The sequence below is a fragment of the Lentibacillus cibarius genome (genome assembly GCF_005887555.1).
Classification (GTDB): Bacteria; Bacillota; Bacilli; order Bacillales; family Amphibacillaceae; genus Lentibacillus; species Lentibacillus cibarius.
In genome coordinates, this window is the sequence record NZ_VCIA01000002.1 from 24,481 (window position 1) to 49,419 (window position 24,939).

Annotated in this window: 32 protein-coding genes, 1 tRNA gene and 3 pseudogenes; 19 read left to right on the top strand and 17 right to left on the bottom strand. The window is 39.9% G+C overall.

Annotation, left to right across the window (positions count from 1 at the left end):
- Window positions 1-3 precede the first annotated feature (3 nt).
- A complete protein-coding gene (locus tag FFL34_RS17850; protein ID WP_138604810.1) occupies window positions 4-300 on the top strand; it encodes a type II toxin-antitoxin system RelE/ParE family toxin in 297 nt (98 codons plus the stop codon).
- 201 nt (window positions 301-501) lie between these two features.
- Window positions 502-1,059, top strand: coding sequence for a hypothetical protein (locus FFL34_RS17855; RefSeq protein WP_138604811.1), 558 nt, complete (start codon window positions 502-504; stop codon window positions 1,057-1,059).
- A gap of 1,076 nt (window positions 1,060-2,135) precedes the next feature.
- On the opposite strand, the gene FFL34_RS17860 is transcribed toward FFL34_RS17855, so the two are convergent.
- Complete coding sequence (locus FFL34_RS17860) at window positions 2,136-2,372, bottom strand: hypothetical protein (protein WP_138604812.1); 237 nt, start codon at window positions 2,370-2,372, stop codon at window positions 2,136-2,138.
- A gap of 325 nt (window positions 2,373-2,697) precedes the next feature.
- Between FFL34_RS17860 and FFL34_RS17865 the strand changes: the two genes are divergently transcribed.
- Entirely contained in the window at window positions 2,698-3,651 is a 954-nt protein-coding gene (locus FFL34_RS17865) for a site-specific integrase (protein ID WP_138604813.1), read from the top strand.
- 313 nt (window positions 3,652-3,964) lie between these two features.
- Window positions 3,965-4,957 (top strand): replication initiation protein, encoded by a 993-nt coding sequence (locus FFL34_RS17870; protein WP_129678303.1) that lies wholly within the window; start codon window positions 3,965-3,967, stop codon window positions 4,955-4,957.
- A gap of 748 nt (window positions 4,958-5,705) precedes the next feature.
- Here the strand turns inward: FFL34_RS17870 and FFL34_RS17875 are convergent.
- Window positions 5,706-5,921: pseudogene (locus FFL34_RS17875) on the bottom strand (integrase core domain-containing protein); the annotation flags it as partial.
- Between the two features lie 5 nt (window positions 5,922-5,926).
- Here FFL34_RS17875 and FFL34_RS18740 point away from each other — a divergent pair.
- Window positions 5,927-6,085, top strand: a complete 159-nt coding sequence (locus tag FFL34_RS18740; RefSeq protein WP_171046348.1) for a hypothetical protein — start codon at window positions 5,927-5,929, stop codon at window positions 6,083-6,085.
- Here FFL34_RS18740 and FFL34_RS17880 read toward each other — a convergent pair.
- Complete coding sequence (locus tag FFL34_RS17880; protein ID WP_138601467.1) at window positions 6,078-7,487, bottom strand: ISLre2 family transposase; 1,410 nt, start codon at window positions 7,485-7,487, stop codon at window positions 6,078-6,080. The genes FFL34_RS18740 and FFL34_RS17880 overlap by 8 nt on opposite strands.
- A 129-nt stretch (window positions 7,488-7,616) precedes the next feature.
- A pseudogene (locus FFL34_RS17885) lies at window positions 7,617-8,513 on the bottom strand (IS3 family transposase); the annotation flags it as partial.
- A 376-nt stretch (window positions 8,514-8,889) separates the two neighbouring features.
- Here FFL34_RS17885 and FFL34_RS17895 point away from each other — a divergent pair.
- Both FFL34_RS17895 and FFL34_RS17900 read left to right on the top strand, forming a co-directional pair.
- Window positions 8,890-9,441 carry a MerR family transcriptional regulator gene (locus FFL34_RS17895; protein ID WP_165303895.1) on the top strand — a complete coding sequence of 184 codons (552 nt, stop codon included), beginning with the start codon at window positions 8,890-8,892 and terminating at the stop codon, window positions 9,439-9,441.
- 224 nt (window positions 9,442-9,665) lie between these two features.
- A complete protein-coding gene (locus FFL34_RS17900) occupies window positions 9,666-9,956 on the top strand; it encodes a hypothetical protein (RefSeq protein ID WP_138604802.1) in 291 nt (96 codons plus the stop codon).
- 126 nt (window positions 9,957-10,082) lie between these two features.
- On the opposite strand, the gene FFL34_RS17905 is transcribed toward FFL34_RS17900, so the two are convergent.
- From FFL34_RS17905 to FFL34_RS17925, 6 genes are all read right to left on the bottom strand, one after another.
- Window positions 10,083-10,826, bottom strand: a complete 744-nt coding sequence (locus FFL34_RS17905; protein WP_129678457.1) for a hypothetical protein — start codon at window positions 10,824-10,826, stop codon at window positions 10,083-10,085.
- Window positions 10,827-10,864: 38 nt separating this feature from the next.
- Entirely contained in the window at window positions 10,865-11,041 is a 177-nt protein-coding gene (locus FFL34_RS18400; RefSeq protein ID WP_165303894.1) for a hypothetical protein, read from the bottom strand.
- 25 nt (window positions 11,042-11,066) lie between these two features.
- A tRNA-Cys gene (locus FFL34_RS17910) sits at window positions 11,067-11,141 on the bottom strand.
- 74 nt (window positions 11,142-11,215) lie between these two features.
- Window positions 11,216-11,587 (bottom strand): N-acetylmuramoyl-L-alanine amidase, encoded by a 372-nt coding sequence (locus tag FFL34_RS17915; protein ID WP_199799060.1) that lies wholly within the window; start codon window positions 11,585-11,587, stop codon window positions 11,216-11,218.
- Window positions 11,588-11,714: 127 nt separating this feature from the next.
- A complete protein-coding gene (locus FFL34_RS17920; RefSeq protein ID WP_129678485.1) occupies window positions 11,715-11,963 on the bottom strand; it encodes a hypothetical protein in 249 nt (82 codons plus the stop codon).
- A 16-nt stretch (window positions 11,964-11,979) separates the two neighbouring features.
- The gene (locus tag FFL34_RS17925) at window positions 11,980-12,141 is read right to left on the bottom strand and encodes a YvrJ family protein (RefSeq protein WP_138604803.1); all 162 of its coding nucleotides are present in this window, start codon (window positions 12,139-12,141) and stop codon (window positions 11,980-11,982) included.
- Window positions 12,142-12,405: 264 nt separating this feature from the next.
- On the opposite strand from FFL34_RS17925, the gene FFL34_RS17930 reads away from it, so the two are divergent.
- The 4 genes from FFL34_RS17930 (at window position 12,406) to FFL34_RS17945 (ending at window position 15,066) form a co-directional block, all read left to right on the top strand.
- Window positions 12,406-13,023 carry a sigma-70 family RNA polymerase sigma factor gene (locus tag FFL34_RS17930; RefSeq protein WP_129678481.1) on the top strand — a complete coding sequence of 206 codons (618 nt, stop codon included), beginning with the start codon at window positions 12,406-12,408 and terminating at the stop codon, window positions 13,021-13,023.
- Complete coding sequence (locus FFL34_RS17935; RefSeq protein ID WP_234031583.1) at window positions 13,010-13,201, top strand: hypothetical protein; 192 nt, start codon at window positions 13,010-13,012, stop codon at window positions 13,199-13,201. Before FFL34_RS17930 ends, FFL34_RS17935 begins: the two co-directional genes overlap by 14 nt.
- A 460-nt stretch (window positions 13,202-13,661) precedes the next feature.
- Entirely contained in the window at window positions 13,662-14,252 is a 591-nt protein-coding gene (locus FFL34_RS17940) for a tyrosine-type recombinase/integrase (protein ID WP_129678319.1), read from the top strand.
- 256 nt (window positions 14,253-14,508) lie between these two features.
- Complete coding sequence (locus FFL34_RS17945; RefSeq protein WP_129678318.1) at window positions 14,509-15,066, top strand: MerR family transcriptional regulator; 558 nt, start codon at window positions 14,509-14,511, stop codon at window positions 15,064-15,066.
- A 90-nt stretch (window positions 15,067-15,156) separates the two neighbouring features.
- Here FFL34_RS17945 and FFL34_RS17950 read toward each other — a convergent pair whose 3' ends face one another.
- Both FFL34_RS17950 and FFL34_RS17955 read right to left on the bottom strand, forming a co-directional pair.
- Window positions 15,157-15,501 (bottom strand): type II toxin-antitoxin system PemK/MazF family toxin, encoded by a 345-nt coding sequence (locus FFL34_RS17950; RefSeq protein ID WP_129678316.1) that lies wholly within the window; start codon window positions 15,499-15,501, stop codon window positions 15,157-15,159.
- 1 nt (window position 15,502) lies between these two features.
- Window positions 15,503-15,736 (bottom strand): AbrB/MazE/SpoVT family DNA-binding domain-containing protein, encoded by a 234-nt coding sequence (locus FFL34_RS17955; protein ID WP_129678314.1) that lies wholly within the window; start codon window positions 15,734-15,736, stop codon window positions 15,503-15,505.
- 231 nt (window positions 15,737-15,967) lie between these two features.
- Between FFL34_RS17955 and FFL34_RS17960 the strand changes: the two genes are divergently transcribed.
- Together FFL34_RS17960 and FFL34_RS17965 are read left to right on the top strand one after the other, a co-directional pair.
- Window positions 15,968-16,294, top strand: a complete 327-nt coding sequence (locus tag FFL34_RS17960; RefSeq protein ID WP_234031584.1) for an AbrB/MazE/SpoVT family DNA-binding domain-containing protein — start codon at window positions 15,968-15,970, stop codon at window positions 16,292-16,294.
- A 7-nt stretch (window positions 16,295-16,301) separates the two neighbouring features.
- Window positions 16,302-16,565, top strand: a complete 264-nt coding sequence (locus tag FFL34_RS17965; RefSeq protein ID WP_129678311.1) for a cytotoxin — start codon at window positions 16,302-16,304, stop codon at window positions 16,563-16,565.
- A gap of 216 nt (window positions 16,566-16,781) precedes the next feature.
- Here FFL34_RS17965 and FFL34_RS18405 read toward each other — a convergent pair whose 3' ends face one another.
- The 4 genes from FFL34_RS18405 to FFL34_RS17980 all read right to left on the bottom strand — a co-directional run bounded on the left by FFL34_RS18405 (window position 16,782) and on the right by FFL34_RS17980 (window position 18,842).
- Window positions 16,782-16,946, bottom strand: a complete 165-nt coding sequence (locus FFL34_RS18405) for a hypothetical protein (protein ID WP_165303882.1) — start codon at window positions 16,944-16,946, stop codon at window positions 16,782-16,784.
- Window positions 16,947-17,019: 73 nt separating this feature from the next.
- The gene (locus tag FFL34_RS17970; protein WP_129678309.1) at window positions 17,020-17,667 is read right to left on the bottom strand and encodes a hypothetical protein; all 648 of its coding nucleotides are present in this window, start codon (window positions 17,665-17,667) and stop codon (window positions 17,020-17,022) included.
- 465 nt (window positions 17,668-18,132) lie between these two features.
- On the bottom strand, window positions 18,133-18,429 hold the full coding sequence (locus tag FFL34_RS17975) for a type II toxin-antitoxin system RelE/ParE family toxin (protein ID WP_138604804.1): 297 nt from the start codon (window positions 18,427-18,429) through the stop codon (window positions 18,133-18,135).
- 5 nt (window positions 18,430-18,434) lie between these two features.
- A complete protein-coding gene (locus tag FFL34_RS17980) occupies window positions 18,435-18,842 on the bottom strand; it encodes an AbrB/MazE/SpoVT family DNA-binding domain-containing protein (protein WP_234031585.1) in 408 nt (135 codons plus the stop codon).
- 630 nt (window positions 18,843-19,472) lie between these two features.
- Between FFL34_RS17980 and FFL34_RS17985 the strand changes: the two genes are divergently transcribed.
- From FFL34_RS17985 to FFL34_RS18010, 6 genes and pseudogenes are all read left to right on the top strand, one after another.
- The gene (locus tag FFL34_RS17985) at window positions 19,473-19,694 is read left to right on the top strand and encodes a hypothetical protein (RefSeq protein ID WP_138604805.1); all 222 of its coding nucleotides are present in this window, start codon (window positions 19,473-19,475) and stop codon (window positions 19,692-19,694) included.
- Window positions 19,695-19,841: 147 nt separating this feature from the next.
- Window positions 19,842-20,786 carry a phage integrase N-terminal domain-containing protein gene (locus FFL34_RS17990; protein WP_138604806.1) on the top strand — a complete coding sequence of 315 codons (945 nt, stop codon included), beginning with the start codon at window positions 19,842-19,844 and terminating at the stop codon, window positions 20,784-20,786.
- A 266-nt stretch (window positions 20,787-21,052) separates the two neighbouring features.
- Complete coding sequence (locus FFL34_RS17995) at window positions 21,053-21,748, top strand: replication initiation protein (RefSeq protein ID WP_138604815.1); 696 nt, start codon at window positions 21,053-21,055, stop codon at window positions 21,746-21,748.
- A gap of 106 nt (window positions 21,749-21,854) precedes the next feature.
- Window positions 21,855-22,046: a hypothetical protein gene (locus FFL34_RS18000; protein ID WP_138604816.1), complete on the top strand. Its 192-nt coding sequence runs from the start codon at window positions 21,855-21,857 to the stop codon at window positions 22,044-22,046.
- A 716-nt stretch (window positions 22,047-22,762) separates the two neighbouring features.
- Window positions 22,763-24,076, top strand: a pseudogene (locus FFL34_RS18005) (IS1380 family transposase).
- A 279-nt stretch (window positions 24,077-24,355) separates the two neighbouring features.
- Window positions 24,356-24,586, top strand: coding sequence for a hypothetical protein (locus FFL34_RS18010; protein ID WP_138604808.1), 231 nt, complete (start codon window positions 24,356-24,358; stop codon window positions 24,584-24,586).
- A gap of 121 nt (window positions 24,587-24,707) precedes the next feature.
- Here the strand turns inward: FFL34_RS18010 and FFL34_RS18745 are convergent.
- Window positions 24,708-24,939: hypothetical protein (locus tag FFL34_RS18745; RefSeq protein WP_234031587.1), on the bottom strand; the 232-nt coding region annotated here is incomplete at its 5' end.

The window sequence follows — 24,939 nt, forward strand, 5'->3', positions numbered from 1 at the left end:
TTCGTGTTACCCGTTACGTATTTGAATCCAGCTAAACGTTATTTTAAAAAACTCAAAGAAAAACCACTCAAAAAACAGTTTGATCATGCTATTCAGACAATCCGGCTGAATCCCTATGCTGGAGACCTTAAGACGGGGGATTTAGCCGGTATTTATACTTACGCCATCCATTACAATGGAACGCAGTATCGGTTGGCTTACCAGATTTCCGAAAATGATGATGGCGAACTCATTATTATCATTTTGGCCGGCAGTCGTGAAGCTTTTTACCAAACATTGAAACGGTATATGAAGGGCTAATATTTACCTCCCCCCGCCATTCGCCATTTATGAGAATGAAATCTGATTTAATACAACTTATGTTGTGAAATGATTAATGCAACAAACATTGTCTTAAGACACCGACGTCATCTTAAGATATTTTTACAATAAATGTTGCATGAACAGCCGCACTTGTTATACTTATATTAATACAACATTTATTGCAAAGGATGGATGACAATGTATAATGTTGAGGACGCCTTTTCCCTGTTAAAAACCTACAAAATCACGACTCACATGGAAAGCGTCCGCCGATGGCTGCGGGAAGGCACCATCAAAGGAATTCCGCCTAAATCCCGCAAAGAAGGGTGGCTGATTCGGGAAGATGATCTCCTGCAGTTCATAAAATCCCGCATGCCGGATGATACCCCTGTTGTTTTATTCAATACAACAAATGATGCAAAAGAAACAGACCGCGAGGCCATTCGGGCTGAGATGTGGTGGGAATTAGTAGGGAAAAACATATTTGAGGATGTTCTGGACGTAAAAAAAGCCCACGTGCGTGATGCTGTGGCGCATATGGGGCTGTCCAAAGCGTTTGAAACCTACGCATGGGAAAGTATCCGTGAGCATAAACGAGGGTATGCCACTCCCAGAATTCCCTATTTACTGGACGCTGCCTTGTTTGACGGTCGGCGCATTTTGCTGGATACGACCTACGAAAGCAAAGACGAACAGATTATGTTTGCGGTGCTGGAGTACCTGCGTCAAAAGAAGATAAAGCCATTTAAAACCTAATACAACAATTATTGTATTAATACTTCTAGGGAAGGTGATATTCTCATTCTCCTGCAATCCTTTCTGGTCACCTGTGAAAAAGACAAAAAAGGATTTTTATGTGGCTTCTGTTTATTCATAATGTTCTTCAAACAAATAGGTATGTATCACTTAAACAACCTAATTAACAAGGTCATTCGGTGCCTTTTCTACAATGCGTTCCTGTCTTTTTTCCAAGCTAAATTTTTGATTAGATTACTAATGATGATTCCCTCGGAAAGTGATTTATACATCCTGTAATAAGAAGGCTTTTATAAAGCCGTTTTAAAGGGGTTACAAAACGTTTTTTTAATTCAGGTATGAAAGGTCTATTAGTCTATTAAAAACCACTGTGCGCTTTCTGTGTATTTCATAAGGATGCTAGTGTTTAATGGCATGGTTTTTACAAATCTATCACAACCAAAAAAATGATCTTGTTATTTATCCATAAGCCCCTGCAGGAAACCCATGTTAAACGCTGTTATTTTTGTGAAAAAATCACTGCGTATAAATGGGTACTCGCTTTTGACTCGAGTGATTTTTCTTAGCTAAAGGTGGTATTTATATGTGCTGGTTTTTTCATGCAATGGTTCATGATGGCTTGTTATCATGGGAGAAATAATGCTATGATTGACGTATAAGACTATTGTTTTTAAGCTGCTATGGAAGCAGACGTCGTCACCCCTTCACTTGAGAAGGAGATTCGGCATAAGGATAAGGCTTCCATGAACTCTCGTTTTAGGGAGAAGATGGATTGGACGGTACTGGTAACTCCGTCACAAAAGTCGCGTTTGCGCCTTGGGCTAATAATCTGAGGATCGTTGAAACAGGCAAAGGTTTATTTAAAAATAGAAGTGGCGTGTGTCGTTTTCAAATGGGTGTCCTATGTTTGGCTGGCAACGTGCAATAACCCGCCAGTAACCGCTAGGGTTGATAGGGCTGACAAGAGAATGGTTCAAAGGCAATCGAGCGTCTAACGACGGTCGATATTTTTATTCTTAAAAGACAATTAAAAAGGCGAACACGTAAAGCAAGGACGATACTCAGCCCGTCGTTGCTCATTTTGTGTTCCAAACAGGAAAAGGAGGTCCATTTAAAAAGGAGACAGGCTGATTAACATAGATTGTTTCGCTGTGTTGCTCTTGGGTTGGGAAGAGCAACATGGTAAGTGGCAAATGAGCTGGGCTGCCAGCTGCATGCACCCGCATGATATTTGCCATTGGTACAGGGCAACATGCCCACTCGCAAGAGAATGTACCAGCAGAGCACTCATCATTCATGTCATATGCACGCATACCGTTATGCTTCGTCCGGGGCCTGTCTCTTTGTCTATGATTCAGGCAAAGAGACAGGCCCCGGCAACCTCGAATAAGAGCCATCGTTACGAGGGCTGCGCCCGGATTGTTTGTCCGGGGATGGCCCGAGGACGACGATGGTTGCCGTCGTCCGGGGTATGTCTTTTTTGATAGAGTCAAAGTTTCTATGCATTCACAAGCTTTTTAAACACCCTTTGTGAAGATTCTATTTTCAATAGGATGTTTCCTATTTACTTGATTTCAGAAACGCTCACAATAGATTTGTGTTGATTATGGGACCATTTATGACAAAAGGAGAGATATTATGTCAGAGAAACCAAAAGGTAAATCTCCGATTCAGGCACAGGCAGACAAGTTATTTAAGCATACACGGTCAGGTTCCTATGGAACCCGTGCCAGATATCGGGGCAGCTGCAAGCAATTTTTATCGTTTGTCCACGAGGCATTTAAGATGAAAAATCTGCGCAATCTGCAGGATAAGCACGTGGTAGCGTTTATCCAAGCAAGGCAGGAAGCCGGCGTCGCAACCAAAACGATACGCAATGATCTGGGGGCGATACGCTACCTGCATGATATGGTTCCTCATGCCAAACATGAACTGGCTTCCAATAATGAGCTGGAAAAGCAGCATGGGATTGAACTCGATTCGGAAGCAAAAGGGGATCGTTCCTGGACAAATGAAGAATATAACAATATGTATGCTTTTGCGGATAAACAAAGCCGGGGAGATGGGACTGAACAACGGACAGCTTGTGATGGGCGGGATACAATGGTTTTAAGTCGTACCATGGGACTGCGGGTGGCGGAAGCCGTGGCCATGCACCGTTCACAGGCTGAAAACGCCCTCCGGACGGGAATTTATCACGTCAAAAACGAAGCAAAGAACGGCAAACATCGGCAAGTGCCCCTTTCCCAAGAAGCGAAGAACGTGCTGACCGAGCGTCTGCGGACGGTGGAACGTGGTGAAAAAATATTTGTGCAACCGACTGAAAAAACCCATCATGCGATCAATCGAATTGAGAAATACCTCGGTCGGCACCGGGAAAACGTCGAGACGCAGGAAGGACGGGAAAGGCGTTCCCATGATGATGGCTATAACAAACTCACGTTTCATGGCCTGCGTTATAACTATGTGCAGGACCGGATGAATCGGGAGATGCTGCATGGCCGTCGTTTCCGGGAAGCAGCAGCTATGGTCACCAAAGAGGTCGGGCATGAGAGGATTAATGTCATAAATACGTATTTGGGAAAAACATAACTCTTGTTAATGTGTTTGGATGGGTTAAGGATGATGAAATAAATGATTGTTTCCCCGCGCGTACGCGCGCGAGATATTTATTTTTATAATACTTTATTACCTTTATTACCTTGTCGGCATTTTTTAGGTTGTCATATCAGAGGGTATAGCGATTTACTGTAATTTTTACCCCCCGATACTGTAATTTTTACCCCCCGATACTGTAATTTTTACCCCCTTTTACCTGTAATATATTGATTTTTACATTATATTAATGTAATTTATTTAAAAGAGGAATTACATATCAGGCGTAGTTAGATATGGAGGTCGTATTTTGGGTAGGAACAGTAAAACTGAACACTTAATTGATTATTCGAACACAATCAAAAAAAGCAATGAGTTATCGATGGCAAAACTGAATCAGGGATTGACATTAAATCAAATGCAGTTGTTGGCTTATGCGATCTTTTCCACACAACAAAATGGAAAAACGGAATTCAGGAAGTATGAATTCCAAGATAAGTTTGGAATAAAAGATTATAAAACAGATGACGCTTATGAGGATAGCGATAAAGTTTCTACTCTTAGATTCAGCACTCAAGATTTAGAAAATGATAAATTCAGCTTTACCAATGTTTTTAGTTCTATTGAATATGAGAATGGTCACTTCACATTTGAATGGAATAAAAAAATGATTCCTTATATTCTGGAGCTGAAAAAGAAGTACGTATTGACGGATTTGACCATTACTTCCAATTTTAAAAGTGGGTTCAGCTGGATTTTATATGATTATTTGAAAGCGCATTATGGTTACTGGCATAAGGAAATATCTAAAGATGCCTTGATGAATTTATTTGCAGTAGAGGATAAGAAATCATATCAAAAAAGTACCGCGTTATTTAAAAATGCAGTGTTGAATATTGCTATTAGTGAAATAAACGAATTCACAGAGTTGGAAGCATGGTATACCCAAACGAAAATAGGCAATAAAATAACAGGATTCACGCTGCACTGGTCCACTGACAAACAGGTTGCAGGGGCAACAGATAAACAAATATCCCTATTGCGCGAAATTCATGATGAAGTGGAGAGAAGAATGTTTGATTATCTTGCTTTGGAAAATTCAAAGAACCGGGATATGGCCAGAACATACATCATTAGAATCAAGGACATAGATCGACAGGTAAATGAAACATTAACATCAAAACAAGCAAATGAATTTATTCAGGAAGAAAAAGAATTGTACGGGTATCTGCAAGATCTTCTTGAAAATGACGGACAGGAAAGAGACACATCCGTTTATTATAACTGGCTGGAAGAGGACTGAGTATATACATACTCCATATAGAAAGATTATATTGCCATTTTATCCTGTTTTTTAATAGGTTGCGAGTGTACCAATACAATAAAAAGCATGTGCCACGTGTACGCCAACCTGTATGCCAGATGTACGCCATCGTAATAAAAAATGTCCCTGCGGAAAAACAGGCTCTGCCTAGTTTCCCCAGCTTTTGTGGGGACAATTTCTCCTTATCCTGTTCAATATTTTATTCCCTGTTTTTAGCAGTAGTTGGAAGACAATTCTATCTTGAAGATAGTATGGTTAGCTTAAAGCTATTTTAAAGCATTTTCAGAGCGTTTTTAACGTTATATAGTGTTTTGGTCATGCAATCAATTGAAAGCACTTACAGATGCTTTCAATTGATTTTTTTGGTGCATTTCTATCCAATAAACGTCTTTTAGTGATGCAGCATAAAAGAAACAGTTTTTTAAGTATGGCAGGGAACAATCACTCGAGTTAGAAGCGAGTGCCCATTTATACGCAGTGGTTTAAACTGCTGTAAAAAATGGGTTTCCTTCAGGGGCTTAAAAGTTAGAAAAGAGCATAAGGGAATAAGGTGGACCCCATCGTCAAGACACAAATTTTATAAAAATAAGGTGGGGTTATCATTGTTTTCCCTTTCCCATCTTACTAACCAGCTCTTTCCTGTGTCAGGTTCTGTCAAGGGCGTATTTCCCCTTGACAGGTTCTGGCACAGGAAAGATAATTGCGCCAAGATGGAAAGGATAACGGACTATCTGAAATAAATAGATGCTGGTGTTTGATAATCTAATGATTGATGAGGCCGTTCATGATTATAAAGGTTCATGTAGTCTCTTATATTGCTTCTGGCTGCTCTTGGGGAGCCATAGTCTTTTAAATAGACTTCTTCGTACTTAAGGCTTCTCCAAAAGCGTTCGATCATGATATTATCCAATGCCCGGCCTCTTGAGTCCATGCTGATCTGTATGGAGTATGTGTCAATCTTTTCTCGATGTGGTTGTCACACCAATATATTTGGCACTCTATTTTTGTACACGTTTTCCGGCTACCGCGCTGTCGCTTGGTGGCCTGCATGTTTTCGTCACGTTCCAAAACCCGGAACCTGACAAAAACATGCAGGGTATTACCTAAAACTCTTCATCAAGTTTCCTATCGCTGATGAATGGGCTGTATATAAACTGATGGAACCTTCTTTTGCGCCAATCGATGGGCGTGTTGGCTGATTCAAATACTCCGTCATGCGAACGGTCTTTTCAACGTCTCGCTGCTTGCGTGCGCTTCGTTTTTGGGATGTGAGATAAACATCCCGCAACGTGTTATTGAGGATACCCTGTTTTACTTTCACCATAGCTTCACTGCCTTCTACGCTCCAATGCATCCCCCGTCTTTTCATCCGGAAAGAAACGCGACGCTGATTGGATTCCATAGCCCCTAAGCCTCGTGCGTCTTCTGGCGGGTCTTCCACTTTCTCACGCCAGTCAAAAATACGATCCCAATTGTGCTGAATGTAAGTTCGAAAACCGTTTACCTTTTCTACCTGTTTTGCGTTTTCCAGGGTACTTTCGTATGTATCCAGCCAAAGTATGAACTGTTGCCAATCGTGTTGTTTTAACGCTTTTCTTATCCCGTCCTTAAATTCACTCTTTTCACCGCCTAATGCCCGATTTAACGCCTGAGCTACATGGTAAGCGTCAAGTTGATTCAACACGGGATAACGGGACTGGGAAAAGGCTTCCTGGAACCGTTCAGCTGTGTAGCCCTGCCCGCCATCACTATTTGTCACAACCTGCGTATTCTCCAGCGAATAACCATGGGCCGCATATGACTGCACCTCTTTCCAAAAGTCATCAGTCGGCTTCGTTGTCATGATTACGTGTTGATTGCTGAGTGAGACCCGTTTGCCATTTTTGACCCAGCCTTCATGCATAATCGCATGCCGGACCTCATGGCTTTTCTTTTTCTTTGTAGAACGGACAAAAACGCCATCTGCCTCTGTATATAAATAGTCAACTTCTTTTCCCTCCGGAAGGGACGCTGCTTCCTCCAGTTCAGCCGCCAGTTCCACATCAGCCTGGGACTGCGCATCTCCAACACGCTTCACGATACTCCCGACTGTTTGATGACTCATCGTTACGGGGGTCCATTCCTTCAAAGTTTGGACTGATGCACGATACGTGCTCTCACTAGCCAATTCAGCCACTTTTACCTCCGTCAGGGGACTGTATCGTTGACTTTTCCGAAGACCAGCCCACTCATCAAAGGGATAGTGAGAATCACCTTTCAGGTCATGCATTAATGTATGCCGAAAACGAACTGCCCCAAACGTGAATTGAACCGTTTTCCAATCTTCACGCTCGACAGTCCAGCCCAACTTCTGTTTCTCAGCTTTAATCACCTTATTAATCTGTGTGAACACTTCCCCCATCTGGGAAGCAAACACCTCATACATATAGAGTCGAATGCTTTCTTCCAAATCAACTAAGTTGTTTGTTTCCTTTATTAATGCGTATAATCTTGATATAATAGTTTCCATGAGAAGGCCTCTTTCGAAATGTATTTGCCCGTCAAAGCATACATTTATGATAGAGTGCCTTCTCTTTTTTGACTAGAAAATTGCCTCAGGTGGCCCCGAGAATTATTTTACACATATCTGTATGGATGGATGCTCCTTTAAAAGACTAATATATTTTGGGCTGGTGAAATGACTGCCTTGGTCACTGTTAAATATTTCTGGTATACCAACCGTGAATGCACGTTGTACGGCATCCAGGACAAAGTCAATTGCCAGCGTCTGATCTAATTCCCAGCTGATAATGTAGCGAGAATACCAATCGATAATGGCCGTTAGATACATCCAGCTGTTATACAGGCGAATGTATGTTATGTCAATGCTCCAGACTTGATTGGGACGGGTAATCGTCACTCCTTTCAACAGATATGGATAAATACGGTGCTGCAGATTGCGTTTACTCAAATTAGGACCCGGATAAATGGCTTGTATACCCATTTCACGCATGTGACGTTGCACTCTTTTACGGTTGATATTCACTCCTTTATTCTTTAGTATTTCATTAATCTTGCGTGAGCCAAAAAACGGGTGTTTGGTATAAATCTCATCAATCTGATGTTTAATGGCAACCTCTTCCGGTGACGGCTGAACATGCTTGTAGTAAAGGCTGGAACGATTGATCCCAAGCAGGTCGGCCTGCCAAGAGATGGGCAGTTCAGGATCATCCCAGTCCACCATTTCCATGCGTTCCCGTCTAGTCGTTGTAGATGCCAGATTTTTTTTTGATCCACGACAATTGCGTGGTTAACTTACCAACTCCGAATAGAGGCTTTCCAGCTTTTCTTCATAGTCAGCTTTCATTTTTTCCAAGTCTTTGTTTTGTTTCTCAAAGACCTGTGGCATTTCTTGCAGGAACTGCGTTTTCCATTTATGAAGCTGGTTCACATGAATCCCATGTTCCGAAGCAATCTGACTCATTGCCTTTTCTTCCTTCAAGATTTCCAACACGATTTGTGATTTGAATTCTGGTGTATATCTTTTGCGTTTCATATACCTACCTTAACATCTCCTTTTTTCGTGTCTAAAATCTTGGGTCCATTATAGAAAACTGATATCACATTCGTGCTATCCTTGGCAGAGCCAAGTTTTTTGGTGATATCGTTATTTTTGAAGTTGTGCAGACTTTGTACATGGTATAGCGTTTATTTGTACATAGTTTGTACATATCGTGAACGGCGTGTGGATACGGGCTAGTTCAATCTAGGTCATGTCTGCCTAACTTCAAGTTAGGGCGTTCTGAAGTCAATATAATAATTCTGATAGGCGTTTTACTTATAACGAATAGTCATTCCTTAAAGCTTCTTTGTGTTATATGTTTACGTTATACCGTTGTAACGCTAGAATGAATAGCAAAGGCGGTGAGCGTATGAAGGTCTATAATCCGGGAGATATAGCAGATTTATTAAAGCTTAAAGTCAGCACGATACGCAAGTACAGTATCATGCTGGAAGAATTGGGATATACGTTTGAAAAGAATAACCGGAATCAGCGTTATTATACGGATGCAGACATCATAACGTTGCGGAAACTTGTAACGTTTAAGGATAACGGCATGACGCTGGGAGAATCGGCAGAGGCTGTTATTCTGTGGCATAATGGGAACGAATCAGAGCAGGAAGGCATAACGCCATATCAGACTGACACACACAACGATACGAAGCCGCATAATGACGACATAATGGAATTAAAAAGCATGATACATAAACAGAATGAACTTATAGAAGGGCTGACAAAGCGGCTGGACGAGCAGCAGGAATACATAGATCAGCGACTGGAAGAACGTGATAAAGCGTTAATGCAGTCCATTAATGAATCACTGGAAACGCGAAAGCAGATAGCTGCAGAAAATAATAAGGAAAACAACAAAGGATTCTTTCATAAGTTATTTAAACGAGGTAGCAAAGGAAGCTCTAGTTGACAATGAAAACAAGAGTATAGCCACTTTACAATATGTCTTAATCTATTGCGGATTGTTTCTTCTGAACAACCTAACATACGTTCAACAAAATTTAATGGTCAAATGTGTCTGTAATTAACTTAATTTAGAGAGTGATGCATTCATTAAAATAAAATACATGGTTTTACTTTACGGCAACTTTATATGGAGAAGCGGAAATAATAGTTAGGGGGAAAGAAGTAATTATGTCTAATAACTTGAAAGAATTTCATTTATGGATTCCATTATTACTGATGGGTATCAACGTTATTTCAGTTGGTTTCATGGTTGAGGAATTAATAGATGCCTCACCTCCGAACTACGGTGCACCACTATTGTTCTTAACACCTATATTTGGTTTAATTTCTTTGTCTTATATTAGTCATTATGCAACAAAAAAGAACACGCTTTTAATATGGCTATTACAGGGGTTAAATTGTTTTTTTACTATATTCCCTTTAATTGTTTTAATAATTTTTACATTAATCATGATTTAAAGTAAATGGGCGCTTTTCCCTAAATAAGCATTCTCTTGAGCTGGAGTAAAACTCAGACATTTCTATAAAGAGGAATTTACACCTTGAATTTAAAAAACGCTACGATTAGTAGCGTTTTTTTTAAATTTAGCCAAATAAACATCTAAGAGAACTTGGTGTAAATACTTCCCTAATACTCGCTGCTGCAACTGTTGTATGCCCAGCTACACATTCTATCAATCTTTTATCGCAACATGAATCCCAATCCCCGTAAGTTTTCCAACAGTTATCATGAGCTACACAACAATCATCAGTGTCATTAATAGGAGTCCCTCCACCATGATCCAGATCATATCCGCAATTACCACCACAATGTTGGTAACCCCCTGGGAGACAGCCATCACCTGTGAACCATGATTGTGTTTCTATTTGATCGTTAAATAAATTTCCAGATTTATAATTTTTATTATCTGGTAATTCTTCATAGTCATCACTAAAAGCTAGTTTATTTAATTCAGTGTTCTTTTGGTTATTTTGAACCTTGCCTCCATCATATAAATACTCATGTAATGCATTTGAGTTTGGTTGCAAAATTTGTCCGAAATAGTGATCCTGAACATTGGGCAATTCATTATAGAGAATGCTTATATTTTCCTTTTCATCTACTAAATGAAGAATTGAAGAGCTAAAAAAGTGCATGTTGTCTTCTTCTCGGAATTCAGCATCAAATACATATGCCTTTCTAGGGTTTAAATCATTAACTTCAAAACTTTTTTGATTTTGCATAGTTGCAATAAGATTTTTAAAAGGCTCCTTTTCGTATAGTTCATTGAGCTTTTGATTTAATTCCTTTCCTCGTAAGTGTTTTCCATCAATCAAATTTCCAATCACCTTAAATCATCCTTTCTTATTTGTACATACTGTTAACACTAAGTCCAATTGTCTCCACTACATCCACATTCTCCGAATTCCCAAAGTTCACCTGACACATGATAATAAGTTGCTAAACAGCCTCGTAAATGACAACAGTCACGGCTTGATGAACACATACCACCTGATGTTTTTGCTTTTTTAGAAACATTTTTTTTATTCTGTTCACTTTTCATTTTAACCCTCCTTTGATTGGTTTTTTGGAGGTGGCACTCGGGATCGAACCGAGGATTAAGGTTTTGCAGACCTTTGCCTTAACCGCTTGGCTATGCCACCAAATGCTGTGTGTTACATAAAGAGTTATGAAGGGGCTAAAAAACAACCACTTTTCAATATTTTTGTTAAAAATTTTATCCCACAGCTTTTAAAATACTTTTAGCAATGGCTGTACTTAATTCCCTCACAAAGGAGGGCTGCTTTAAATGCCACGTATCCACCGCCGAATCCAGAAATAAGTTTTCCAGCAGAATGGCCGGCATGTCGGTTTCTCGAAGAACCGAAAAATCGGCTTCTTTTTTGCCTCTGTCCCGTAGACTATACGAAGCATAAAACTCCATGATAGATGCGTGTATGATACGCTGAATGTCGCCGGTTTTGGTATGGCGGAATCCTGGATAAATATAACTCTCGAACCCTTCTCCTCCACCGGCGTTATGATGGAAAGATACAAACAGATCGGCATTATGAGCATTGGCCATGCTGGTTCGCTCGCTTAGTCCCACAAAAGTATCCTCCGTCCTGACGTTCCGGGGTCATATCCTCCGTGGCCGGCATCCAACACAATCACTGTCATAAAAACACCTCCCTTTTTTCTTATAAAGAAAAGGAAGGAGGCAAAATATCAACCGTTTATTCCTTTTTTTCCTGTTCATCTGCTACAAAAGCATCGCCACAAGGTACGGTCAGTTCCCGAGAGAAAGCGAAGCCGTTATCAGCGAGTTCAGCCTGTATGGCTTTGATCTTTTTAGCTAATAACACGCACATATCCTGATAAAATGCCTCATCTTCCCGGGAACAAGAGTCCAAATGCTTGGCCATGGTTAGATAAGTCGTTAATATACGATAATAGCGTTGAATGGCTTGTTCATGACAAATCATCTTCTTTTCCCCTTTCTCATTTCCTATGGTTTCGAATCAGTTCTTTCAGTTCGTCCAGCGTATCGGATAAGTTATTGATCTTCTTTTCAAAACGCAGCAACAAGTAAGCTGCAATAAAAATAGGGAACCCCACATTTTCCAATAAGGACGTCCAAGCCGATAAGTCAGTCGACATCATTGATTCCTTCTTTGGACGGAAATTCCCATGCCGCCACCTTTTTCCGAGGCCGTTTCATTACCCAGTCATGACATTGCATAGGTGCTTCCTCCTTTCTTATCTAAAGAAGCAAAAAGACGTTCAAAATCAACCTTTTTTCAAAAAATCCTGTATCCGAACATAAACAAATGCTAATATAGATTTATAGAACGTTTGTTCCCTTTTTTTCGATAAGTGGTTTATTTTTGGGACTTTCATGTCTCTTTAAATCATGAGGTGATATGTGTGAAGGAAAACGACGAGCGATGTCATGAGAAATGCCTAGCATTCCGGCAGAACCATCCTGAATTCTTTCAGCAGCCGATCATTCAATCGTTTTTACAGGACGAAACCCATTACAAACTTGTGAAACGGGCTATCTGTTCACCGACTCAGCAAAACATGAAACAAGTGAACGAGGCGTTCCAGACGTTTTATAAACATGTGAAAACGCTGACGTATTTATCGAATGTCATTCACTATAATGCGATGAACTTTGATAAAGCCAAGAAAAAACATCGCTATCGCGAAACCTTAACATTGGATCAACCATTGCATGAGGAAAACGATGGGGCTACACACAAGGACATGCTTTACCAGTCATCGCCGGATATCGCCGACATGATTGCCTGTGAGACAGTGACGGACTGTGTGGAAGACCCCCAATTATATCAAGCCATCGAAACCCTGACGCCCAAACAGAAAAGCATTTTAACGCACAAATACGTGCATGGCGTACAAAACAACAACATAGCTGATTTATTCAACGATTCACCGCAAAACGTATCCAAGTTGCATCGAAAAGCACTGCAAAAACTAGAAAACCATCTAAAAAAGGAGCAAGATGGCCATGACAACAGCTGACGTGGAACAAGCTTTAAAAACGTTGGAGCCTAAAATCCAAAAGTCGCTCCATCAAACCGAACAACAGAACCGAGAGGATCTGGAACAGGAGCTAAAAACGAAAATCACGGAATGCTTCTACAATGATGTTTTTGAACAGGCGCCGGGATTTTGGGAGTTTGCCGAGCAATTTGATTAATACCTAGTTCTCGTTCTCATTTTTATGCTAAAACAGGGAATGATCAACTTATGTATTGGGTAAGGGTGTCATTTGAGTGACGCCCTTGTATAATTAACAAGGCAATATTAATGTTCAGTAAGGGTTAATGAGGTGGGAAAGGTTCCCCACGCGCTACACATTGTGTCATTACCAGAGATGCAGGTTGCCGTCTGCCATTAACCTTTACTATGAACGGCAGCCCCTTTCTTTCGAGAGAGGGGCTTTTTCTTGATGGGAGCAATTTTCACCTATAATTTAATCCAAAATGAAACGAAAATCCACGCTGTTCCATCTTTTTTATCATTAAAAATGTAATAAAATAGTTAAAAGCATACATTTTAAACCTTGGTTTATCAAGGTTTTTATTTTATCATAACTATAAATGTACTATTTTATGGTTATATATTATATTTCAATACATAAATGGAGAGGGGAAACCATGGCCAAAAACGAACGGATTATCAATGTGCAGCCGTTACGAACAAAAGAGGAAATCGACGAAATGAAATTGGCCATCAAACGGGGCAACAAAGGGACACCTAAAAGGCCGGAGCTTGCTCAGCGCGATGTATTAATCTTTCTGGTCGGTATTAACACGGGTCTGCGTGTAAATGATATCATTCGGCTCAAAGTCGGTGATGTAAAGGGAAAGAATCAGTTTATTATTTACGAGGGCAAAACAAATAAGCGCCGTGAAGTTAATATTTCAATGCTGCAGAGCGAAATAGCGCGCTATACAGAAGGCAGACATCCAGACGAATACCTGTTCAAAAGTCAAAAGGGCGACGGTCACATTACGACAACGCAAGTCTATCGAATACTGGACGCTGCAGCTGATTTTTTAGATCGGGATGATGTTGGCACGCACACCATGCGGAAAACGTTCGGTTATCACCATTACAAGCAATTTAAAGACGTGGCCATTCTGCAGGAAATCTTCAATCATGCAGCGCCAAGCATTACGAAGCGCTATATCGGTATCCGACAAGATGAGATTGACGATACACTGAACGATTTTAGATTGGGCTAGAGGGCTAAGCGATTGGCAGAGTCACTAAAAAGTATGTGCCACGTGTACCCCATAAAGGGCGCCAAATGTACGCCTTGGCTCAAAAATATGACATCATGGAAAAACCAGGCACTGCCTGGGTCCCCGACTTGTGTGGGGACATTTTCCCCTTATCCTGTTCAACACGAAAATGAATGATCGTTTGACTTTAATGCAACAAATGTTTTAATATAATTATAACAACAATTGTTGTAATATGAGCAAGGGGGGAATTCCATTGAAAACGTACACGGTTGAAACGGCTTTTGACCTTTTAAAAGATTATAAAATAACCACGCATATCGAAAGCGTCCGTAGATGGCTGCGGGAAGGAAAAATCAAAGGGACTCCGCCAAAATCCCGTAAAGAAGGCTGGCTGATTCAAGAAGAGGATCTCCTGCATTTCATACAATCCCGACTGCCGGACGAGATCCCCGTTGCGTCACCTCATACAACAACTGATGTAAAAGGAACGGACCGCGAGGCAATTCGGGCTGAGATGTGGTGGGAATTAGTGCGAAAAAACATCTTTGAAGATTTGCTGGAAGTGAAGAAAACGCAAGTGCGTGATGCGGTCAATCACATGGGGCTTTCAAAAACATTTGAAAGGGATGCATGGGGAATCATTCAGGAACACAAACGTGGGTATGCCAGCCCCAGAATTCCTTATTTACTGGACGCTGCCTTATTTAATGGCCAGCGTATTATGCTGGATACGACCTACGAAAACAAAGACGAACAGGTTGTGTTTGCGGTGCTGGAATATTTGCGTCAAAAGAAAACTAAAGCCATTTAAAATAAATACAACAGTTATTGTATTAATATTGTATTAAATTATTACAATAACTGTTGTATTACAGATGGATATTCTTTTCAATTCCTATGTTTATTCCTGATGCTCTTCGTACAAATAGGTATGTATCACCTGAACAACCTTATTGACAAGGTCGTTAGGTGCTTTTCCTGCAATGCGTGCTTTTCTTTTTTTCCAATCTAAATTTTTGATTTGATCACTAATGATGACACCCTCAACTGCCAAACCTTTCGGAACAGGAATATGAAATCCCCAATTCCTTTCTGTTCGACTGATGGGACAAACGGACGCATACCCTGTGACCTCATTAAACTTCTTTGGTGATAGCACAATGGCGGGGCGATGCCCTGCTTGTTCTGTTCCTGCCTGGGGATTAAAGTCTAAATAAATGACATCCCCTCTATCTGGAACCTGCATATTAAATGTCTTCCCTTCCCACTGGTTGCTCGAAAAATTCCTCGTGTGGATTATTACCTGAACATTGCGATAACAATTCATCTAATGTCGGCTTATCATTGGCAGGTCTAATGATGATCTCGTTTGTGCCTTCTATAACGTTTATTTCTGTCCCATTCGCAATGTCATACTTTTGAGCTAATTTAAAAGGTAAACGGACACCAATGCTATTGCCCCATTTTTGTGCAGTCGTCATGGCATACACTCCTTTGTGAGAATCTAAGTTCATTATAGCACTCCCTTTTCATTTTGTATATATTAGTATACACATAATTCAGGGAAATGATTCATACATCTTAGCTTTTAAATGCTGACAGCGCTATATTTCTTATCAGCGTTTTATCCTTTTTTTCGAATATATGATACAATGAGTTCAACAGTTCATACCGTTGTACTTTTGTATTAATCAAACAGGAAGGGGAAACATATGATGGCAGAAACGACAGAAAGAAGAGGTGCCGCCATGAAACCAGAACATGTACGGTTCAAACGAAAATCACAAGTAACGGTTCCCCGTGAGATTGTGGAAGCCTTAGATCTGCACGAAGGTGATGATCTCCAGGTCCGTCTGGAAAATGGCAAAATCGTGTTTGTGCCGATGGTTTCCATTCCAAAGGATCAAGCATGGTTTTGGTCTGAACAATGGCAAAAGGAAGAGCAGGAAGTTGAGGAACACATTAAAGCCGGCCGTCTAACGGAATCGAAAAGTCTGGACGAGACACTAAACGATCTTGATGACATGTCAAAGGAGTAACGGACCATTGAATTTTCGCAGACAACCGCGCTTTGATAAAAATTTCGCTGCACTTGACGGTCAATCACAAAAGGCGATCAAGAAAGCACTTCGCTTCCTGGCTCATGATTGGCATCACCCTTCCCTCCGAACAAAGAAGATGGAGGGTTGGGATTACATATTTGAAGCAAGTGCCAATATGGATATACGCCTAACCTTTCACTTTGAAAAGCCGGATACCATTGTTTTAAGGAACTGCGGGCACCATGATCGAACGTTAAAAAACCCATAGTTTCGTTAAATTTAACACAACAAACATTGCATTAATTTATTACAATGTTTAGGTGTTCTTTATTGTTTCAGGTATAAAAAGGGTCTATTAATCTATCAAAACCCACTGTGCGTATTTTAATCGGCAGATTTGGATATAAACCTAAGCGAGTGGGTTACAAGCTTTTAGACACTTTAAAAGCTAAAATCGAAAGGAATTTAAGATAAAATGTGTTATTTAAGTCCTGTTTCTTTGCCATTTCACCAATATATACACCAAAGTTATGAGTGCAAACGCAAAAATTAATTGATATCCATATTCAGGAAAAACAGCAAGCGAAGCAGTAAAAAGAATAATAACTATAGCCATTAATATTGTTTCAATTGGTTTATAGTTTTTCATGGTGATTCTCTCCCAAACATAAGTATAATATAAGTTAGATACGGTGATTTTAAGATCACCGTATCATATTGTTTTAGTACCCAGGTGGCATACTTCTAAATTCGTGAGTTGCGCTACCAATATATCCAGTATAATTACTATGCTCATATGCTCGCACAACATTTTTCATATCTCCATAATTTTCAGTATCCCAATATTGTGTTTTTTCTTGCCATATAGTAGGTGTAGCCATAGAAAAAACTGAAGAAGCTAGTGTTGTGACTGCCCCAGTTATTGGGCTCCCCAAGAAAGAAGCAATAAGTCCTGCGATTTCTGTTACCATAGCTTTGTCAACATCCGTAGAAGTTCTGTAAGTACCGAGTTGCTCCCAAGAAGAAGAAATCGTTGCTGAATTTTCATTGTGTGGTTCGACCTTTTCAATTTCAGTGACAACTTCGCCATTCATATATATTTTATTGTCTTTTTGTTCAATGATAGTCTTCTTTCCATTTTGTTTAGCAACATAATATTCTCTATCCCCGTTTTTAACCCATTCTAACGTTCCATTCCCTGATTTACTTTTTGTATTAGCTTTCACTTCAACTTTTTGATAATTATCTGTCCTTTCAAGAGTAGTTAAAGTTACATTTTTACTTGAGTCATTTGTAGACGCAAATGATTGAAGTGGAATCATTGTAAAAACTAAAAGTACAGCTAATCCAATGGATAACAACCTTTTCAATGATAAATCTCCTCTCAATATTAATTTTAAAGGCGCCTTCAACTGCAGTGTACTAAAAATTTACAATATTTTATATATCTAATATGAAATTTGGATCTAACGTCCTAATAGAATACAAAAAATACTAAAAGGTAAGAGAAAGGTACATAATGTCCTTAAAGACGATTTCAAGGGGCATAGAAAGTGTTTTTTATTGTTTCAGGTATTAAGTCTATTAATCTATCAAAAATTCACTGTCCGCTTTCTCTGTGGCTTCCTCAGCTCAAAATCTATTGTGATACAACCCGCAATCGTAATATGTATTTTTGCACTACCTTTTGATTAAGTGAATCTCATTTGCAAACAAGTCGCAGAAGAGGTTTTAATTTTACAAGCCCCTGCAGGTAATTTTTGCGGTAGCAAAAAACTAAAGATCGAGCGAATCAGCGAGTGATTATTTTTTATATGGTTTTGTTTTTGTATGTATTAAGAGTTCATAAAATGCTTTAACTCTTGATAAAAGGTCTCCCGGGTTCCGGCTAAAATAACAACAATTAATTCCCCTGTGTCATTTTCAGCGATCCGATAGGCCAACCGATACTGTGTTCCTTTGTATGGAATATTGTAAGAATAAATACCGGCTAAATCCCCTGTCTTTGGTTCTCCGACATAAGGATTTAGCCGGATATGATGAATCGCTTCGTCAAATTGTTTTTTAAGTGGTTTTTCTTTGAGTTTTTTAAAGTAGCGTTTGGCTGGATTCAAGTACGCAACAGGTAACATGAAGGTCACTCCCTTACATCACCAAATAGGGATTCTGTTTCTTCGTCACCTGTTCCTGTAAACTGTTGAGCAACCTCATCTGCCTCAGTTATTAAAGATTCAACAGCAGGACGAATTTGAGCTTTTCGCTTTTGAAAGCATTTCAAAAGCTGTTCTCCTTCGTATCCCTCTTGAATAAGATCCTTTAAAATTTCCTGGGAGAAATCAGCGTCTGTTGGTGCCGGGCGCAATACAATTTCATCACCACGCAACTCGCAAATAAGGGATTCCGTCATTCCTAATTTCTCATAAAAACGCTTAGGAATCGTGATTTGTCGTTTTTCAGACACACTAATCTGTTTCGCCCCAGATGGTTGAGGTCTCATCATAGTCTCTCCTTCACTTTTTCGAATTGCATCTGCCTTTATAACCATAGTATGCCACTCCTTTGCAGAAAGATACACATTTCTTTGTTCTTTGTTTTATTTTATCATGAGATAGTAGAAAATAAAAAGATATTGACATCTATTCCCAACTTGATAGGATAAAGATATATAATATTTTATTAGTTGCTTATTTAGCAGAATTCATCACACCTTCACTTTAGAAGGAGATTCGATCTAAGTATCCTTTGGTTTAAGGATGAGTTTTCCATTAACTCTTGTTTTAAGGGAGAAGATGGATCGACGGCAATGGCAACACCGTCACAAAAGCCGCGTTTGCGCCTTGGGCTAATAATCTAAGGGTCGTTGAAACAGGCAAAGGTTTGATTTAAAAATTTAGAAGTGGCGTGTGTCGTTTTTAAATGTATGTGCTATTTTTGGCTGGTAACGTGCAACAAACCGCCAGTAACCACCAGGGTTGATAGTGCCAAAAAGAGAATGATTCAAAAGCAATCGAGCGTCTAACGACGGTCGATATTTTTATGCTTAAAAGACAATTAAAAAGGCGAACACGTAAAGCAAGGACGCTACTCAGCCCGTCGTTGCTCATTTTGTGTTCCAAACAGGAAAGGGAGGTTCATTTAAAAAGGAGAGAGGCTGATTAACATAGATTGTTTCGCTGTGTTGCTCTTGGGTTGGGAAGAGCAACATGGTAAGTGGCAAATGAGCTGGCCTGCCAGCTACATGCACCCGCATGATATTTGTCATTGGTACAGGGCAGCATGCCCACTCGCAAGAGAACGTACCAGCAGATCACTCATCGTTAATTTCATATTTGCTAAGCTGCAACATTTTGTTGATGCGGAAGGCGGCGGTCTCTTTGCCGGGATTTATTTTAAATAAATCCCGGCAAAGAGACCGCCGCCGGACACCTCAGCTGAAAACGAACACGCCAAGCGTTACACCGATTTCCGTTTTTGAGGAGATGCTGAGGACAACGTTATTTGCAGACGTCCGAGGTATGTCCATTTTGCAAAAGGAGGAGTTTAGATGGCGAAAGGAAAATCACCAATTCAAGCACAGGCTGACAAGTTATTTAAGCATACAAGGTCAGGATCCTACGGAACACGTGCCAGATATCAGGGCAGCTGCAAGCAATTTTTACAGTTTGTTCATGAGGAATTTAAGATGAAGAACTTACGCAACCTTCAGGATAAACATGTCGTGGCCTTTATCCATGCAAGACAGGATGCAGGGATAACAACCAAGACGATCAAGAACGATCTGGGGGCAATACGGTATCTCCATGACATGGTTCCTAATGCCAAACATGAACTGACTTCTAATGATGAACTGGAAAGGCAACATGGGATTGAACTTGAAACAGAAGCAAAAGGCGACCGTTCCTGGACAAACGAAGAATACAACAATATGTATGCTTTTGCTGATGAGCAAAGCAAAGAAGGTGGGGCTGAACAACGGACAGCTTGTGATGTACGGGATACGTTTGTTTTAAGTCGTACCATGGGATTGCGTGTGGCTGAGGCTGTGGCTATGCACCGTTCACAAGCTGAAAACGCACTCCGGACTGGCGTTTATCAAGTAAAAAATGAAGCAAAAAACGGTAAGCACCGCCAAGTGCCCCTTTCTTCGGAAGCGAGGGAAATGCTGACCGAGCGACTGCAATCTGTCGAGCGTGGTGAAAAGATCTTTGTGCAACCGACAGAAAAAACGCATCGCGCGATTAACCGAATCGAAAAATATCTTGGGCGTCACCGTAATAAATTCGAGACACAGGAAGGCCGAGAAAGGCGTTCCCATGAAGGTGGCTATAACAGACTCACTTTTCATGGCCTGCGTTATAATTATGTACAGGATCGGCTGAACTGGGAAATGTTGCATGGACGAAACTTTCGGCATGCAGCAAAAATCATCACGAAAGAAGTCGGGCATAACCGACTGGAAGTTATTAATGTTTATTTGGGTAAAAAATGATGTTTCTGTCTATGTTGAGAAGTTTTTAAATTAAGGAGATAGTATCGCGCACGCGCGCATATTTATTATCTTTTAAAGATTTTATTATATTAATTATATTGTCTCCATCTTTAATGTTGACATATCAGGGATCATAGCGATTTATTAAAACTTTTTGTCGGGTTTATTAAAACTTTTTGTCGGGTTTATTAAAACTTAGTTTAAATAAAGTTGCATTTGTAAAAGACAAAAAGTTATAATTCAAAAATAGGAGGGGGACTCTCTTTATGAAAAATAATAAGGAACAAACAATTGACTATGAATCTAGTATTAGGAAAAGTAATGAGCTTTCGATGGCTAAGTTGAATCATGGGCTAACATTGAATCAAATGCAGTTGTTGGCTTATGCAATTTATTCAACCCAAAAAGATAGTAAAAGGAATATTTTCAACAAGGCTAGTTTTGAACAAAAGTTTGGTCTTGGTGAGTATCGAACAGAACATGCGAATGAAGATACTAAAAAGCTATATGAATTAGGATTTGCAACAGTAAACTTAGAAGAAGATGAATTTGACTACTTAAGAGTTTTCCAACGTATTACATATAAAAAAGGAATATTCTCTTTTAAGTGGGCTGATGATATGCTCCCTCATATTTTAGAATTAAAAGATAATTATGTGATGACAGATTTATCTATTGCAGCTAAATTTAAAAGTAGCTTTTCCTGGACATTATACGAATATTTGAAAGCGCATTATGGTTATTGGCATAAGGAATTGTCAAAAAAATCTCTTATGCGACTTTTCGGTATTGAAAATGTTAAAAGTTATCAAAGCAATACATCATTGTTAAAAACTAAAGCGCTTAATTTAGCAATTGATGAAATCAATCAATATACAGAATTTGAAGTTTGGTATAAAAGAAATAAAATCCGGACGAAAGATAACGGGATTTCAAATACATTGGTCTACCGGAAAGCGTAAAGCGGGTGCTACAGATAAACAATTAACGTTATTGCGTGAAATCAATGATGAAGTTGAGAGAAAGATGTTTGATTACCTCGCTTTAGAAAACTCAAAAAGTCGGGACATGGCTAGAAGATACATCATTAGGATTAAGGAAATAGACCGACAGGTAAATGAAAAATTAACATCAAAACAAGCAAATGTATTTATTCAGGAAGCAAAAGAATTATATAGGTGTTTGCAGGATCTCCTTGAAAATGACGGACAGGAAAGAGACACATCCATCTATTTTAACTGGCTGGAAGATGAGGAATGAGTGAATACATACAAAAAGTGTATATCGTTATTGCTGTTTTTAACTCTTTGAATTAAACAGTAATTGGAAGATAAATCTATCTTTAAGATAGTACCAATAGCTTTAAACTATTTAAGAGCCTTTGCTGGATGTTTTTTACGTTAGATGATATAACGTCATCAAAGAAATTAAAAGCGCTCACAAATGCATTAAAATGATTTTTTGACGCATTTATAATCAGTTGAACGGTTTTAAAAAGAAACGGCTTTTTTAGTCCTAAAAAGAGTGAACGGCAAAGAAAAATCACTCGAGTTAAACGAGAGTGCCCATTTACACGCAGTGGTTAAACTGCTGTATGAAATGGGGGTTTCCTGCAGGGGCTTTAAAGTTAGAAGAACATAAGGGAAAATTGATATCACCAAAGGTAATATACTAGGCAAAGCCTCCCTTGTATCACAACTAATTCTTAAAGTGATAATTCGAACCGAAAATGTAATAGTTAAAGCAGGGCTGTGTGTCGACTTTATTCCATTTCAGTAGGAAGTTTATCAGCCGGTACAGAAATGCCCTCAGATCATTTAAACCTGAATTATTCACAAAAACACTCTGGTATAGCTTAACCCCTTGATTGTCAGGTTGTTTGACCAAATCATATATTCATCTAATAAATGAAAAAGAACCCCTTTTTCTGTTACAGTTAAAGTACCAACAGAAACCAACAGAAAGGGGTTCTTATATTGGCTACTTTACCGCAAATAACGCTTGATTTCAACCGTCAAATTAAATTGTCGCATGATGGGGGTGACCTGTCATCGGATACCGGTGAATTCCTGTTTCGGGAATTTGACGAAACTATTGGTTTCACCCGGACATTGGCGAAATATCTGGTGCTGAACGACGAAAGACACTACCATATTCATGCCAATCAGGACTTATTGCGTCAAAAAATCTACCAGATCATTGCCGGATACGATGGCGATGATGCCGCCGATCAACTGACAAATGATCCTGTCCTGACACAAATTATTGGGACGAAAGCTCTGGCTTCTCAGCCTAGTCTGTCACGCTTTCTTGAACGATTTGATGCCAACTCGATTGATCAACTGAATCAGGCCAATCAGGACCTGTTGGACAGGGTGCACCGATACAGGGCGTCCGATGCCCTGATCCTGGACTTGGATTCCACCCACGCTGATACCTACGGTAATCAGGAAGCAGCGAATTACAACACCCATTATGGAACCGTTGGGTTCCATCCTTTGGTGGCTTTTGACGGGATCACAGGTGACTTTGTGAAAGCAGATCTACGTCCGGGCAGTGTCTATACGTCCAATGGGGTGGTTGATTTTATCGAACCTGTTATACAGCACTATAATAACGTGTTTCCGACAACCACACCGTTCCTGCGCGGTGACAGCGGTTTTGCCGTTCCAGCCCTGTATGAGCTGTGTGAACGTGAATCCGTGTTTTACGTGATTCGTTTGAAAGCCAACCCTGCTTTGAAGCGCATTGCAGCCGAACTTCATCCCAATACGACACCAGCCGATGCCACGCAAACCGAGTGCTATTATGAGACCATACACTATCAGGCTGGGTCCTGGTCCCAACCAAGAAAAGTGGTCATCCAATCCATTCGTCCGGCAGGTGAATTGCTTTTCACGCATGGGTTTTTGTCACGAACTTGGGTGACACATTTCACCTGAAACGATTGTCCAGTCCTACAAGCAAAGAGGGACAATGGAAAACTATATCAAGGAAGCAAAAAATGGCTTTTATATGGATCGTATGAGCAGTCATGACTTTCAAGTCAACCAGGTTAGAATGATGTTGAGCCTGTTGGCCTATAATTTAACCAATTGGCTGCGCACGCTTTGCTTCCCCGATGGTCACCAGAACATGCAGATCCAGACCATTCGCACAAAGTTGATCAAGGTAGCCAGCAAGCTGGTTCGATCGGGACGATCGTTTTACTTCAAACTGGCTTCCAGCTTTGTCTATCCGAAACTTTTTGGCAGGTGCTGCAACGAATACAGGCTATGAAGCCGACATAAGACGGTAAAAATATAGTGTAAAAATATAGGTCATTTTTTAAAGCCCAAGCCCAGACACAGGAGACGTATGTCCAAAATCGGCAGTAAGCTGATGATATCGCCATGTTTTAGTTGCTTTGGTTCTATTTTCACGATTTTGGAATCCAAGAACGCTGGTGCAGCGTTCAATTTACCATAATGGCGTTTTAGTTTTGAGCTGTGAATAATTCAGGTTATAGACATCGCATCCTAAACTGTCTAGAATTATTATGAGAACTACATCATAAGGTGGGGTTATAATTGGAAAAATATATTGCAGCAATATTTACATGCTCAGGACTAATAATTATTGCTTTGTCTGGCATCGGAAAAATTCTTATGGTTGGCTTGCCAGATTTTTATCCAGCTCATGAAACAAGTAGCTATATCCCATTAATTACATTCATAGTTGGGATTATGATTTTACTTATTGGACTATCGTTCTATATAAAGAAAGTTTTATTCTATGACTTATCTAAAAACAATAATTAACATGAATGGAGAAGTATCTCGGCCGTCACAGAGATATATGCAAGACATAGAAAGGTGGAGAAAGAGGGCCATGAATGATCGTGACCATAACGGGATTTACCTTTCATGGCTTGCGTTATAACTATCTGCAGGATTGGATTAACCGCGAAATGCTAGGGAAAACTTGGGTATCTTTGCCCAACGCCCCTAAAAGGTGTATTTCAGAATATTTAAACTCACATTGAACCTTGTCAAAATGGCTGCACCTCTTTTGCAGTACTTCAAATGAATTATGTTGTGTATTTGAAACATAAAAAGCTAGATTTAAAGCATGTTTCACAAAGTGTACGTTTATAAACGGATTCATTCCTGCC

Bases quoted from the DNA above. Each gene is read 5' to 3' on its own strand.
- FFL34_RS17925 (WP_138604803.1), bottom strand. From the start codon at position 12,141: ATGATGTCGACTGACTTATCGGCTTGGACGTCCTTATTGGAAAATGTG.
- FFL34_RS17865 (WP_138604813.1), top strand. From the start codon at position 2,698: ATGTCAGAGAAACCAAAAGGTAAATCTCCGATTCAGGCACAGGCAGAC.
- FFL34_RS17935 (WP_234031583.1), top strand. From the start codon at position 13,010: ATGACAACAGCTGACGTGGAACAAGCTTTAAAAACGTTGGAGCCTAAA.
- FFL34_RS17880 (WP_138601467.1), bottom strand. From the start codon at position 7,487: ATGGAAACTATTATATCAAGATTATACGCATTAATAAAGGAAACAAAC.
- FFL34_RS18400 (WP_165303894.1), bottom strand. From the start codon at position 11,041: ATGAAAAGTGAACAGAATAAAAAAAATGTTTCTAAAAAAGCAAAAACA.
- FFL34_RS18405 (WP_165303882.1), bottom strand. From the start codon at position 16,946: ATGAAAAACTATAAACCAATTGAAACAATATTAATGGCTATAGTTATT.
- FFL34_RS17900 (WP_138604802.1), top strand. From the start codon at position 9,666: ATGTCTAATAACTTGAAAGAATTTCATTTATGGATTCCATTATTACTG.
- FFL34_RS17980 (WP_234031585.1), bottom strand. From the start codon at position 18,842: ATGGTTATAAAGGCAGATGCAATTCGAAAAAGTGAAGGAGAGACTATG.
- FFL34_RS17895 (WP_165303895.1), top strand. From the start codon at position 8,890: ATGAAGGTCTATAATCCGGGAGATATAGCAGATTTATTAAAGCTTAAA.
- FFL34_RS17950 (WP_129678316.1), bottom strand. From the start codon at position 15,501: ATGCAGGTTCCAGATAGAGGGGATGTCATTTATTTAGACTTTAATCCC.
- FFL34_RS18000 (WP_138604816.1), top strand. From the start codon at position 21,855: ATGGCTAGAAGATACATCATTAGGATTAAGGAAATAGACCGACAGGTA.
- FFL34_RS17955 (WP_129678314.1), bottom strand. From the start codon at position 15,736: ATGACGACTGCACAAAAATGGGGCAATAGCATTGGTGTCCGTTTACCT.
- FFL34_RS17975 (WP_138604804.1), bottom strand. From the start codon at position 18,429: ATGTTACCTGTTGCGTACTTGAATCCAGCCAAACGCTACTTTAAAAAA.
- FFL34_RS18740 (WP_171046348.1), top strand. From the start codon at position 5,927: ATGTGTCAATCTTTTCTCGATGTGGTTGTCACACCAATATATTTGGCA.
- FFL34_RS17860 (WP_138604812.1), bottom strand. From the start codon at position 2,372: ATGCGTGCATATGACATGAATGATGAGTGCTCTGCTGGTACATTCTCT.
- FFL34_RS17940 (WP_129678319.1), top strand. From the start codon at position 13,662: ATGGCCAAAAACGAACGGATTATCAATGTGCAGCCGTTACGAACAAAA.
- FFL34_RS17920 (WP_129678485.1), bottom strand. From the start codon at position 11,963: ATGATTTGTCATGAACAAGCCATTCAACGCTATTATCGTATATTAACG.
- FFL34_RS17990 (WP_138604806.1), top strand. From the start codon at position 19,842: ATGGCGAAAGGAAAATCACCAATTCAAGCACAGGCTGACAAGTTATTT.
- FFL34_RS17855 (WP_138604811.1), top strand. From the start codon at position 502: ATGTATAATGTTGAGGACGCCTTTTCCCTGTTAAAAACCTACAAAATC.
- FFL34_RS17995 (WP_138604815.1), top strand. From the start codon at position 21,053: ATGAAAAATAATAAGGAACAAACAATTGACTATGAATCTAGTATTAGG.
- FFL34_RS17960 (WP_234031584.1), top strand. From the start codon at position 15,968: ATGATGGCAGAAACGACAGAAAGAAGAGGTGCCGCCATGAAACCAGAA.